Source organism: Sphingobium sp. ZW T5_29 (assembly GCF_044987515.1).
In the GTDB taxonomy this organism is placed as follows: Bacteria; Pseudomonadota; Alphaproteobacteria; order Sphingomonadales; family Sphingomonadaceae; genus Sphingobium.
The window spans coordinates 1-11,430 of the sequence record NZ_JBJDRM010000017.1 but is presented as its reverse complement, the minus strand read 5'-3'; the positions used below and the strand labels follow the sequence as shown (position 1 = coordinate 11,430).

At 61.9% G+C, this 11,430-nt stretch carries 18 protein-coding genes; 4 read left to right on the top strand and 14 right to left on the bottom strand.

The window, feature by feature from the left end; translation table 11 throughout:
* Nucleotides 1-55 precede the first annotated feature (55 nt).
* Nucleotides 56-283, top strand: a complete 228-nt coding sequence (locus ACI3KQ_RS14225; RefSeq protein WP_404958713.1) for a YHYH domain-containing protein — start codon at nt 56-58, stop codon at nt 281-283.
* Nucleotides 284-346: 63 nt separating this feature from the next.
* Here the strand turns inward: ACI3KQ_RS14225 and ACI3KQ_RS14220 are convergent, their stop codons facing one another.
* The 7 genes from ACI3KQ_RS14220 to ACI3KQ_RS14190 are packed head-to-tail and all read right to left on the bottom strand — an operon-like array spanning nt 347 to nt 6,310.
* A complete protein-coding gene (locus ACI3KQ_RS14220) occupies nt 347-739 on the bottom strand; it encodes a hypothetical protein (protein WP_404958711.1) in 393 nt (130 codons plus the stop codon).
* An 11-nt stretch (nt 740-750) separates the two neighbouring features.
* Nucleotides 751-1,701 (bottom strand): major capsid family protein, encoded by a 951-nt coding sequence (locus ACI3KQ_RS14215; protein ID WP_404958709.1) that lies wholly within the window; start codon nt 1,699-1,701, stop codon nt 751-753.
* 15 nt (nt 1,702-1,716) lie between these two features.
* Entirely contained in the window at nt 1,717-2,463 is a 747-nt protein-coding gene (locus ACI3KQ_RS14210) for a hypothetical protein (protein ID WP_404958707.1), read from the bottom strand.
* Nucleotides 2,464-2,476: 13 nt separating this feature from the next.
* Nucleotides 2,477-3,619 carry a DUF2213 domain-containing protein gene (locus ACI3KQ_RS14205; RefSeq protein WP_404958705.1) on the bottom strand — a complete coding sequence of 381 codons (1,143 nt, stop codon included), beginning with the start codon at nt 3,617-3,619 and terminating at the stop codon, nt 2,477-2,479.
* A gap of 49 nt (nt 3,620-3,668) precedes the next feature.
* Complete coding sequence (locus tag ACI3KQ_RS14200; RefSeq protein ID WP_404958703.1) at nt 3,669-3,908, bottom strand: DUF551 domain-containing protein; 240 nt, start codon at nt 3,906-3,908, stop codon at nt 3,669-3,671.
* 54 nt (nt 3,909-3,962) lie between these two features.
* A complete protein-coding gene (locus ACI3KQ_RS14195; RefSeq protein ID WP_404958701.1) occupies nt 3,963-4,811 on the bottom strand; it encodes a hypothetical protein in 849 nt (282 codons plus the stop codon).
* Nucleotides 4,811-6,310, bottom strand: coding sequence for a DUF1073 domain-containing protein (locus tag ACI3KQ_RS14190; RefSeq protein ID WP_404958699.1), 1,500 nt, complete (start codon nt 6,308-6,310; stop codon nt 4,811-4,813). The genes ACI3KQ_RS14195 and ACI3KQ_RS14190 overlap by 1 nt, the downstream gene beginning before the upstream one ends.
* A gap of 57 nt (nt 6,311-6,367) precedes the next feature.
* On the opposite strand from ACI3KQ_RS14190, the gene ACI3KQ_RS14185 reads away from it, so the two are divergent.
* Complete coding sequence (locus tag ACI3KQ_RS14185; protein ID WP_404958698.1) at nt 6,368-6,922, top strand: hypothetical protein; 555 nt, start codon at nt 6,368-6,370, stop codon at nt 6,920-6,922.
* Between the two features lie 88 nt (nt 6,923-7,010).
* Nucleotides 7,011-7,451 (top strand): hypothetical protein, encoded by a 441-nt coding sequence (locus tag ACI3KQ_RS14180; RefSeq protein WP_404958696.1) that lies wholly within the window; start codon nt 7,011-7,013, stop codon nt 7,449-7,451.
* On the opposite strand, the gene ACI3KQ_RS14175 is transcribed toward ACI3KQ_RS14180, so the two are convergent.
* On the bottom strand, nt 7,448-8,779 hold the full coding sequence (locus ACI3KQ_RS14175; protein WP_404958694.1) for a phage terminase large subunit: 1,332 nt from the start codon (nt 8,777-8,779) through the stop codon (nt 7,448-7,450). The genes ACI3KQ_RS14180 and ACI3KQ_RS14175 overlap by 4 nt on opposite strands.
* An 11-nt stretch (nt 8,780-8,790) precedes the next feature.
* Between ACI3KQ_RS14175 and ACI3KQ_RS14170 the strand changes: the two genes are divergently transcribed.
* On the top strand, nt 8,791-9,156 hold the full coding sequence (locus ACI3KQ_RS14170) for a Rap1a/Tai family immunity protein (RefSeq protein WP_404958692.1): 366 nt from the start codon (nt 8,791-8,793) through the stop codon (nt 9,154-9,156).
* A 5-nt stretch (nt 9,157-9,161) separates the two neighbouring features.
* Here the strand turns inward: ACI3KQ_RS14170 and ACI3KQ_RS14165 are convergent, their stop codons facing one another.
* The 6 genes from ACI3KQ_RS14165 to ACI3KQ_RS14140 form a co-directional block, all read right to left on the bottom strand.
* Nucleotides 9,162-9,662 (bottom strand): terminase small subunit, encoded by a 501-nt coding sequence (locus ACI3KQ_RS14165; protein ID WP_404958690.1) that lies wholly within the window; start codon nt 9,660-9,662, stop codon nt 9,162-9,164.
* On the bottom strand, nt 9,659-9,886 hold the full coding sequence (locus ACI3KQ_RS14160; RefSeq protein WP_404958688.1) for a hypothetical protein: 228 nt from the start codon (nt 9,884-9,886) through the stop codon (nt 9,659-9,661). Before ACI3KQ_RS14160 ends, ACI3KQ_RS14165 begins: the two co-directional genes overlap by 4 nt.
* The gene (locus ACI3KQ_RS14155; protein ID WP_404958686.1) at nt 9,883-10,149 is read right to left on the bottom strand and encodes a DUF2442 domain-containing protein; all 267 of its coding nucleotides are present in this window, start codon (nt 10,147-10,149) and stop codon (nt 9,883-9,885) included. The genes ACI3KQ_RS14160 and ACI3KQ_RS14155 overlap by 4 nt, the downstream gene beginning before the upstream one ends.
* Complete coding sequence (locus tag ACI3KQ_RS14150) at nt 10,133-10,345, bottom strand: hypothetical protein (protein WP_404958684.1); 213 nt, start codon at nt 10,343-10,345, stop codon at nt 10,133-10,135. The genes ACI3KQ_RS14155 and ACI3KQ_RS14150 overlap by 17 nt, the downstream gene beginning before the upstream one ends.
* A 30-nt stretch (nt 10,346-10,375) precedes the next feature.
* Complete coding sequence (locus ACI3KQ_RS14145) at nt 10,376-10,522, bottom strand: hypothetical protein (RefSeq protein ID WP_404958682.1); 147 nt, start codon at nt 10,520-10,522, stop codon at nt 10,376-10,378.
* A 118-nt stretch (nt 10,523-10,640) separates the two neighbouring features.
* Nucleotides 10,641-11,183, bottom strand: a complete 543-nt coding sequence (locus ACI3KQ_RS14140; RefSeq protein WP_404958680.1) for a hypothetical protein — start codon at nt 11,181-11,183, stop codon at nt 10,641-10,643.
* Nucleotides 11,184-11,430 lie beyond the last annotated feature (247 nt).

Below are 11,430 nucleotides of genomic sequence, written 5' to 3'. Positions count from 1 at the left end.
CTGCGCATATGCTTCCCAAAACATAAGGTCGCGATCAGCCAATAGGGGAATGAAAATGAAGAAGATGATTGCGACCATGGTTCTCTGCGCGTTCGCAGCCACCGGCGCGCTTGCTCATGAATCGACGGAGAACAATCGCCCGAAGCCGGCTGAAGAAGCGGCGAAGGTGCAGGCGCCGGCCAAGGGTGAGGGCAAGCCCAAGGCCCACAGCGGTGGCACAGATTCGAACGGCTGCCATACCAACCATTCGACCGGTGATTATCACTGCCACAATCCTAAGTGATGACATGAAAAAGGGCCGCCGTGTCACGTGACGAGGCGGCCCAACTCCCCCGGAGCGTTCCGGTTATTCGGTCGGGCGCTTGGCGTCCGGTGCGGCTTCCTCGATCGCCTTGCGCGTCACGGTCTTGCCGATCAGTTCAGCGACTGATTCGACCTTCGGCAGCCCGGCAGCGGTCCAGTGATCATCATTGGTGCCATCGAGCAGCGCTAGGGCTGAGATTATCTCGTCAGCCGTAGCCGCTTCGCCCACCGGCTCTGCCGCGCCACCTTTTTTGCCATTCTGGTCGTGATCGAGAGGATCGGCGAAGGACAGAAGCGAGGTGAGGCGCTTCGTCGCTTCGACATGATCCTCATGAATCTCCAAGGTCTTGGACTGTCCCGGCTCGATGAACTGAAGCCCATCGACCGTCCAAACTCCCTGCAATGCTTTCGACTTGTTCGTGATCGTCGCCTTCATGGCAATTCTCCTCAGGCCGGCGGCGCGGTCACTTCGTCCGCATAGGCCGCAGCCTTGGGCAGGCGCCATTCCGTGCCGCCAGTGCGTGCGATGATGCCCTGCTCAAAGCCCATGATGGACTTTTGGCGAGGCTGGAGAACGGTGCGCGGCATCGGAAGATGGAAGCGGAGAACCTCCTCATCCTTGCGGTATGCAACCATGCGGCCGCCGCCATCCTGCGAGGCCGTCGCCAGTTCACGCACCGGATAGATGTTGAGCGGCTGATCGGTCTCGGCGGTGTAGATGTTGTTTTTGCGGATATATTCCAGCACCGTGATCAGGCCGTCTCCCGATCCGAGACGCTTTGTGGCGGCGGCGCGGAATGCGGCAGGCGGAAGCGCAAGGCTATCGGCCCACTCGATCTCGTTGGTCTGGGTGCGGACCCGACCGATCACCTCGTTCACGTCGGTAAGCATCTGATCCGCCGACTTTGCGGGCCAGAAGGTGCCGGGCGTATCCACGTCGGCGCGCGGTACATCAGCGCTATTCGCGAAGCCTGTCCAGTTCTTCTCGGTCGCGCCGACGAAGGCGATGCTGTTCAGTAGGCGCTCGATCTTGTCGGTTGCCGACATGGCGTCGGTCCCCAGAAGGTCGATGCCATAGAGCACTGCCTGGTTGATCTCCTCGATCGTCCATTCCCAGCCTGAGCCGATCATGGCGAAGTCGTGGCTGGCCTGGCCCTTGGTCGACTTGTTGAAGGGCATGTCGGTGCCGGCACCGGACAGGAACTTCGCCTCGCCCGCGCTGTCGATGCTGAAGAACGTGGTGCCGATGGACCACTGGTTGCCCTCGGTGACGACCGGGATAACCTGATTGTAATTATAGGTCGGATAGCGCTTCCGGTAGATGCGCGTCTCGATGTTGCGCCCCTGCGCGATAACGAAGGGGAAGGCCGCCTGAGCGTCCACGAATGGTTGGTTCATCTATCTGCCTCCCTGTCAGCGCAGCTTCAGCGAGACTTCGACAATGTCGCCGTCTGCTCCGGTAGTATCGAAAACGGCGTCGGGGATCCGAACGCCGGTGGCGACCGAGTTGTATCGGCTAGTTGCGGGCTGCCAGTAGACATCCCCGCCATCGACCACGCCCCCGGCGCCCGCCGTGACGTACATCGATCCCATCGTCATGAAGGCGCCGGTGAAGTATTGCGGATAGGCATCCGGCGCAGACGCGCTCGGCGGAACCGCTTCACTGAGGACTGCAAGACCGACAAATTTGCCGTTCGCAGTGTAGGTGACCGTCACGGTATAGCTGTCGCCAATCGCGGGATCGGTGCCGGGATCGGTGACGGTGAAGGTCAAGCCTCCGCCGACGAACTCCGTACCGACTGCGCCGTTGCCGATGAACACACCGTCCGGATCATAGACATTGAATGCGCCCGTAGCGCCACCAGCGATCTGGATAACCTTGTAGGCCCCCTGCTTGGCCCCGGCTGCAACCGCTGGCGACGCGGTGATCGCACCGGCGCCAGCGTTGCCTGCATCCGCAGCACCAACCGCCGTCGCCGCAAAGGCGGCACCGACAACCACGCCATGATCGCCTGCCCCCCGGAAGGCTGGCTGTCCGAAGGCGATCCCCACAGCGGATTCCACCGTGCGGCTGACTTTGTTGCACTTTTCCTCATTGGCGATCTGGCCAGGCAGCCCCTTCGCGGGAGAGGTCGAATAATCGGTCTGATACGTTCCCATGTCCGTGTCTCCCTCAGGCGGCCTTCTTGCCGGTCAGATCGGCCAGCATTTCGGCGCGGGCATCAGCGACGTTCTGATCGGCGTCACCGACATTTTTCAGACCATCCTTCAGCGTGTCGCGCAGCGGATCGGCGGCCTTCACGTCCTTGGCGAAGGCGATGAAAGCGCCCTCGATTGCGGCGTCAGCCATATCCTTTGCGGAGTCGCCCAGCTTGGCGGTCACTGCTTCCTTGCGGATCTCCGCGTCGGTCTTGCCGTCCGTCACGATGGACGGCGCCAGCACCTTCGCCTTACCGATGACGTCAGCGCGGGCGTCGGCAAGCTGCTGGAGCTTTTCGGGCGTCACGACGGCGTCGGCCAGCTTGGCATTCAGGGCGACGATCTCGCCGTCCTTCGCCTGGAGGTTGGTAGTTGCCGTTGCCAGTTCAGCGGTCAGCGCGCCGACCTTGCCCTGTGCGTCCGCGAGATTTGCGTTCAGAGTGCCGACAGCGAGAGCAACAGCGGCGCCGTCGCTCAGGTCGACATCAGCGTCGCCGATCTTGATCTTCATTGCAGGTTTCTCCGATGGAGGGGTGAAGGCGGCGACGGCCGCCGGGTTCGCGTCGCACACGGCAACGGAATCAGTGATGGCGCAGGAGGGACCAGCGCGGCCCTTGTCGACGATCGCGACATGGTTGCCGGTGATGGATACCTGCTTGGCGACGCACTTCACGCCGCCGGGGCCGGTGAAATCTCCAAACTGGAGATCGGCCGCATAGCCGTTGGACAGCTCGCGCTTGCCCGCGTCGACTGCGTTGATCGTGTCGCCGTCGGTCAGCAGCAGGTCGAAGGCGAGATATTCGCCATCGCGCATCGCGCCCATGACGACGCCGCGCGCGTGGTCGCGCCAGTTGGCGGCGTTGACCGCGACCGACGGATGATTGTCCGTGACCGGCTTGCCGATAAAGCTGTGGGCCGACTTGTTGTCGAACACGGCGGCATCGTCGCGCAGGACATTCACCATGCCAGCGTCGCGCAGGCCGTGCTGGTTCTGCGGGTCGATCTCCGAGCCGAGATATTGATAGGTGCCGGTGCGCGCCGCTTTCGCCCGCACGGCCATATAGCCGTCGCTGGTGCGGCGGGGGGCGTCGAGCATCAGGGCGTCGGCGAAAAGCATGGGGCTGGTTTGCCCCATGGCGGGAAGGGGGTTCTACGGACGCCAGAGGTTAGGCGTCGTTGATTGAACGCCCTTTGATGGTGGACGCGATGTGGTCGGCGTCGGGCCTATCGGGTAGCGGATGCCAATGCGTCGGCTGCTTCTTGTAGTTGCCAGGATTGGTGAGCCACTGGCCTTCGCGCCATTTCCCGACAAACACGGGTGTCACCTCTGAAGCTACTGCCGCAAGTTCGTAGAGGAGGATCGGGCTGCCATCCTTCGGCGCGCTGTCGATCGGCTTCCAGGTCAAATCCGTTTCTCCGAGATAAGGTTGATCGTGGATGCCAGAAGAACGGAGGCGCTGCTAGTCGATCTCATCCATCAGCGGAATATACGCTTGCTCCCGGCACCCGCACCAAGGCGCCATCCCCGCACGATCATCGCTGGGGATGGCCTCGCCGCCAGCAACGGGCTTGCCGGTGCGGCTGTCATAGACGATGCCGTCGCGCGCGCGGTGCCATGAACGCGGGTGAGCCTTCCCGGAATGCCGCCATTTGAACTGCGTCAGCCCGGCCTCTGCCCGGCGCTCGCGGTCGAGCTGGGACGATAGCTTGCTGTTCTGGTCGGCGGCGATTCGGACCGCACGATCGCGACCCATGCCGGTTGCCTCCCGGATTTCCTTCGCCACTTCTGCCACAGGCGCGCGCCGCTCATAGCCGCGGTACACGGCGTCGGAGATGCGGCCCTGCGCCTGATCGCTCACATTTCGACATAGCGCGACATTCCGCTGGAGGAACGTCGATAGCGTCTCCTGCACCTCGCCAGCGCCCAGCATCATGTCGAGATCGACGCCCACGCCGGCACGCACGGCGGCCGACCATTTGTCGCGATGGACCCGCTCAGCCCGCACGATCCAGTCCCGCAGGGCAGGCGTGATCCGTGCGGTCAGGATCGTCAGAAACTCATTCGCCACGCCGCTGATCGCGGCTTGCACCTGGTCGGCGGTGTCGAGGGTCAAAGCGTCGCCGGTTGGCAGCGGCTGCGGATCATAGCCCGCGAGGATGCGGTCGATGTTGTCCGCCCAGATGCGCCAGACGGGGGCGTAGATGGTGGCTAGGTCGGTTGCCATCGCAGCCGGGGGAATGATCGGCCTCAACGTCACATCGCGCCTGCGACCTGTGCGCTTCACCATGGCGGGCAAATTGAAGGGCATCACTCGCCCTTCGGGGGAGCGCCGAACAACTCATCGAATAGCTCACCCGCTCCCGAGGCCTCAGCTGCGTCACGAATGCGCTTCCACTCCGCACCATTCGCAGCACGGCGGGACAGAGCGCTTCCATTCACTCCGCCCGCACCCGCAGATGAAGGGATCACCTCCTCGCCGTTGGGGATAGGGACAATATCAAGATCAGCCTCGCCACCCGGCAGTTCCTCGCCAGCGGCCTCAGCTTCCTCGATCAGCTTCTTGAGGCCGGGCCAGCGCCCGCTCTCGATCAGGCGGTTCTGCACCGTCTTCGCCAGGGCCGTTTCCGGCACCAACGCGAGGCCGACGATCTTTTCGAGCGCCTGCGCTTCCTTCAACTCGATCTCCGCCGCCTGCTGCTCGGTCAGCACCATGAGCGTCGAGAAGGTCCACGGCAGATCGGGCTTCACGCCAGCAGAGGGCAGCATCACCGCGTCCAGCTGCTCCATCGCGGGTCGCAGTTGCATGTCCTGTTTCGCGCCGATCGACTGGAAATAGTTGGCGAGGTCGCCTTCGCCCGTCGCGTTCATTCCGTCTGGCGCCTTGCTGAACAGCCGGGTCGCCGGAATGTCGGCCGCACCGGCAACACGCGCATCATAGGTAATGATCACGTCCCGCACGCCTGCCAATGTCAGCTGGCGCTGCTCCCACTCATCCTCCTTGTCGAGAATGACGGCGCGGTGGACGCTCTTGCCGGTGTTGGTCAGTTCGACGCGCTTCATCAGCTTCGCTTCGCCACCTGGCTGGGAAAGCTGATCGACCGTACCGCTGAAGCGGAACACATCGATCTTCGCCTCGTCGATCAGCGACGCGAACCCGGCGCAGGCGGTCGTGGCGTGCTGCACCGCCTCATCGACAGCTTCAACGACGGACATGCCCCAGAACCGTTCTTCCCACGTTGCCATGCGGATTGCGGGGATGGGCAGGCCCTTGAAGCAGGCGACGCGCGACGGGTGGATGCGGATGTCGCGCGCAGAACCGGACAGGCCGAAATATTTGGGCTGGCCGAAGGTGGGCAGGGCCGGGTCCATCTCGCATTCGCCGATCGACAATTGCCAGCGGGACAGGACGGTTAGGTACTGGATCTGCTGCGGCCGAATGGTCGAGGGCAGGGGCTGCGACGGATCATCGCCCAGCCCGATCAGGATGGCTCCGCCTCCGAGACGGCCCAGTGTCAGCGCCTCATAGAGCTTGGCCCAATAGCCGAGGCGTTTTTCCTCCTTCTCGATCGCGGCGATCTGGTCGTCTTCTGCGTCCCAATTGCGTCCGGCGCGGCACATGTCTTGCGCGGGGATGTCGACGATCTTCCGGTGCAACCAGCTACCAAGATAGGCGGCTTCGATCTGGTCGGGCGTGGTGAAGCGGCGCTGCCAAAAGTTGTAGACGCTGCGGTCGACGGTGGTGCCGCGACCGGTGAGGACATTCGCCAGGCCATCGGCGAAGCGGCGGAGTGGCGAGACGTTTCCCATGCTTGCGACGGTGAAGCGGTTGGGGCAGGAGGGCTACGGACGCCAGATGGGGGAACTATGGCCAATATATCCTTTGAGACTCTCAATTATCGCGCGGCCAAACAGCTGCGCGATGCGGCTGACCGGGTGGAGAAAGCGGCTCCTCCAGCTACACAATCTTGGTCTATCGCCTTCTCGGGCGTCAGCGACGGTCGTTTGGATTCCCTGATCGACGAAATAGCCATCGCGCTGCCGAAGAACACTAGATCACTCTACACTTTTGAACTTATTGACGGCGAACTGGCTGCGGTGCGCTCAGCTTTCGAACTAGCGCGCGGCAATAGGTGTGAGGGCAGGGCATACGCTCGACTGAACGGCGATGATGCGGAATGCGCGGCGCTTTATGTCGGTAGTTCCCGCAACACTGTCAGCAGGCTCAGGCAGCACTTAGGCTTCGGCCCGGTAAAGACCTACGCTCTACACATCGCAGCGTGGGCTCGTGGCTTAGAAGGTAATATTCTGCTCAGCGTCCACCGCTACGGCGACGAGACAACGGACGAGATGCTGGTCGCGCTGGAGGATCAGCTATGGGCTGAGATGAAGCCGGCTTTCGGGCGCCGTGGCACGAAGTGAGCGATGGTTCCCATGTTGAGACTCGATCAGTCGGGCAGGGATGCTACGGACGCCAGCAGGGGGCTGGCGAAGGAAAACGAGGGAAAGTATGAAGCCTATCATCGCAATGGTCGCGACGCTGCTCACGACCGGATGTAGCCAGATCGAAGGTGCCACGATGTCCGAAGCTACCTATAAGATCAGCGAAGAGGGCGGCGTCACGACCAGAAATCAAGAGAAGTTCGAATATACCGACCAAAAAATGTTTGAACGTGTGCAAAATTACCGGATCGTTGCGAATGGAGATGTTGGCAAGCAGTTCCACATCCTCCTTGTCTCCATTAAGCAAAAAATCGGGAAAAAGACAGTAGGGTCAACGGATGTGAACTTCCTTCCAATCAAGGATGGGTTCTTCACCTATGAATGCAGCCATCTCTACACGATTAACTTGTCTGACGATGAAAGCAGGGTGGACGACCCCATCTGTGAGTTCGAAGTTTTGGGAGCTATGAAACCCAACATTATAGCGAAGAACATCGCCAAATCTTAAAGCACATCAAAGGCGCTGCCCTTGTGAGCAAGCATCAACTCGGTCAGCGCCCACACCATTGCGTCCGCCCTGTCCGGCGAACCCTCGCCGACATAACCTGATGCGGTGAAGTTGCACATTTGATCCTCCAGGTCGGGAAAGTGGCCCGCATGGCTGACCTTACCCTGCTCATAGAGCGCGGCGATCGGCTCTGCCCTTACAACCTTGCCGCGCGTGGCATCCACCGCCTTGAACGGCACGCCGCGGTCAGCCGTCGTGACGATCGCCCGCACCATGTCGCCACCGAAGTTCTTTTCCGCAACGATCCTGTCGGCATCCCAGCGGCGGAACATATCGACGGCACGCCGACCCCAACCTTCAGGCGATAGCTGGCAGGTGGCATCCTCCAGGACGTAACCGCGTCCATCGATCCCGAGACCAGCGACAACGATGCCAATGTCATCGCCGCCACCGTCGCCCTTGGTTCCCGATGGATCGACGGCGACCACGACACGGCGCATGGTCGGAAGCTGATCCCTCGAAACGCGGAAGCGATCGATACCCGGTATCTCACCGCCCTCCGTTACGCGGTCCTCCAGGGTCCAGAGCGCGCCGTTGACCTCGCTGGCCCATTCGCCCTTCTCGAAACGCAGCCGCTGAGCCGCACTCATGTTGGCCAGGATCTCGAAATACTTCGCGGGCAGGTTCGCCGCATTGTCGGACGGGTTCACTAGCATTTCCGCATAGTCGTCCGGATCGGTGAGCTTCTCCTTGGTGCCCGGCTTCATCTTCGACCGGAACAGCACATAGGACCAGTGCAGCTTCGACGGCGGATTGCAGTCGAAATAGGCTTTGAGCGGCAAATGCGTGCGACCGGTCGCCTGAGCAATGACAGGATCTAGCGGCACGTTTTGCGCCAAGCGGGACATCGCCATTTCGACGCTGCTCCACGCGATCTGACTGCTCTCGTTGAAATAGAGGGTCACATATTCGGCGCCAAGGATCTTCTCGACGCGCTCCTTATCGTCCAGGCCGCCAATCCAGACCTGCGAGCCATTAGGAAATTCGACGTAGAAGTCGGTCTTGTTCCAGGAGACGGACACGCCGGGGAAGCACAGTTTCAGTACCTTGGGCAGCGTGTCCGACCAGATGCTTGTCTTGGCGTGGTTGAAGCGGAAGCGGAATATCGCGTGTCGTCCGCCGGGAGCGTTAACTGCTCTTTGGCAGATTGCGCGTATTAGCAGGAAGGTCTTACCGGATCGGGAGCCGCCGCGCAGCATAATGTGGCTGGCAGGAGAGGCGAGTAGACGGTTGGCTTCGCGTTGGCGGGGCGTGAGATTTGCGGTCATATCATGGGGGGATGATGCAGAAGTTTATCGGTTTCGCAGCGGCTCTGGGTCTGTCCGCGGGTGTGCCTCAGGCGGCGCATGCGCAGTTTCAAACAGGCAACCAGATATACAGAGATTGCTTGGTCGACCGAACTGACGACGCCTATTATCAGAAGTCCTCTTTTTGCATGGCGTATGTTTCGGGTGCGTTCGACGCCATACTCCTGGCGCGGCAGGTTAATGGAAAGCCAGATTGCACCCCTGATGGTTTGACCGTCGGGCAGATGCGTGATGTGGCTTTGAAATATATGCGCGACCATCCGGAAAATCGCAATCTTAGCGCAGCTGGGATTGTTCTGCTGAGTATTATGGACGCCTGGCCCTGCCCTAATAATTGAGGAGCTCACAACCCAGCATCCTCTTGGCTGACGGTCAGCGTCATTACCCCACTATGCTCGACCTTCTCCTTGAAGGCCTGCACGTCGATGTGCTTGCCGATCAGTTCAACTCGCTTGATCCGTTCGCTGACCTTGATCTTTGTGACCTGGCCGGCGCCAGCACCGATCGTCTCGACTTCGACACCTGCGACCAACCCTTGCCGCCAAACCAGCGGCCAGTCTTTGACCGGCTTCACCCGGCCTATCTCGTCATACAGGTCGGCCATGTCCGCGAACGCCTCTTCAGCAAGGCGCTTCAGCACCCACGCGGCATTGATGCCCGTCTCTGCTGACCGAGCCGCCTTGGCCTCCACGATGGCGGCCTGCACCTGAGCATTCCTGAGCAGGCGGGCAGCGTTGACCTCTGCTGCATTACCCTTCGCGGCGTACCCAGCGCGCCGATATGCGGCGGTCGCGTTCAGGTCGATCAGATATTCTTCAACAAAGCGATGTTGCTTCGGGGTCATCGTCCAATCGTCCTCCCTACATTCCGGCTCTTGGCGATCACGGTCACGACGACGCCATTGCGGATCACGAGCCTCTCGCCATTCCTGCCGATCAGCACCGGCGCACCGAACTCGTCGGCCTTCGCCAGCGCGGGCGTGTTCATCTCGGCGCGGACCGCCTCCATGTTGATCCCCTTCGCACGCTGGAGATACCGGTAGACGGCATGGTCGCTGATCTCGGTCACAGCATCCTCTCCCCACGCGCATTGCCGCCGACCCTGCGCCCGAGCAGGAAATCGGAACTCACCACCTCGCCGAGAGCCGGCCAGGCGACCGACATGCCATCATCCGCGATGACGAAGTCGTCCAACTGGGCGCCACGGGCCGCATGGAGGATCGGGAACCATTCGAGCGGCGCGCAGAGGCTGCGTCCATCACCGAACTCGACACAAAGAGACCGGCGCTCGAATCGCACCTCGCAAATCGTGTGATCAAGCGGCACGATCATGCATGACCTCCCTGAGCCTCGAACGATATTCCCGTCGGCGCTGCAGCAGCTCGCCGCCTCCGCATTGCTCCACCCAGCGCTTGTTGCAGTTGGTGCGCGAGCCGAAGACGGTCTCGATGCCGCGCCATCCCCAACGGATGAAGACCTCCGCGAAGCCGGGCGGCGGCGGTTTGCTGCGTGATGATGTTTCAGCCATGCGGTCCCCCTCTCTTCGGCGTTTGTGGAGCTATCGCGCTTTGACCCGGCCGGCTTCCTCCAGCCAGCGATCGAAGTGGCGCTTGCGGGTCCGGTTGCGGCGGATGCGCGTGCCTACTTTCCAGGCTGCCCAGGCGGCGATTGGCAGCACGTTCAGTGCGAAGAACAGCTCGGTCACTTCGGAAATTCCCCCATTCCATCAGGTTTCTTGCAGTTCCAGCACCGGCGCGGGCGGGGCTGGCCGGTGTCCGGCTCACGCGCCCCGCACAGGCAGGCGATTTCCACGATGCGACTCATCAAATCCCCTCCGGCAAGGGTCCGGCGCGCAATTCCTTCAGCAGTTCGCCCATCGATGCGGCGACGTCGCGGCGCTCATCGGCCTGGACGTCCGCTTTCCGCTCCAGCTTCGGCTCGGTAAGGTTCTCCAGCTTCATCCGGCTCTCGCGCAGTCGCTCGCTCAGGAACGAACGCGACATCCACATCGGCGGCTTGAAGCCAAGGATCGCCGGAACGATCTTCGCCGGGTGGTCGCAGGTCTTCCGGGCTTCGGAACAAGCATCCTCGAAATAAGCCGAGGGCGTGCCGGCCAGTTCCTGCGCGGCGATCGTCAACCATTCGGTCCGGTCTTCAGCGGTCATGCCGCTGGGGGCGGTGAGCGTGAGGCAGCGCGACAACGCGCCCATGATCTGCTCCAGCGTTGGCGGCATCAGGAAGGCCTCGTACTTGGCCACCTCCGCCTCCAGAGAGGCGCGCAAGTGCGTCTCGGGCCGCGGCTTCGGTTCGTCCCATGGGCCGTCCGTCCGGGGCTGTCGGCTGAACTGACCGTGATCCTGTTCCATGCTTTGCGATCCTTTCATCGGCTGAGATCAGCCAGTTGATCCATGTCCGCTGCCAGTCGGCTTTCGTGGCATCCTTCCCGGGCTTTGCGAGCCAGTAGTTTCGGAACTTCGCCAGTTCCCGCTCCAGCGCTCCAGGCGGCCAGAGAGCGACCATTTCCGCCGCTTTCCCGCCCAATGGAGCCGGGTTCCAAACCTCCCGCAGCCGGGTTCCTTCACGTGCGCGCGATTCTCGGGCGGGGGTGTGGGT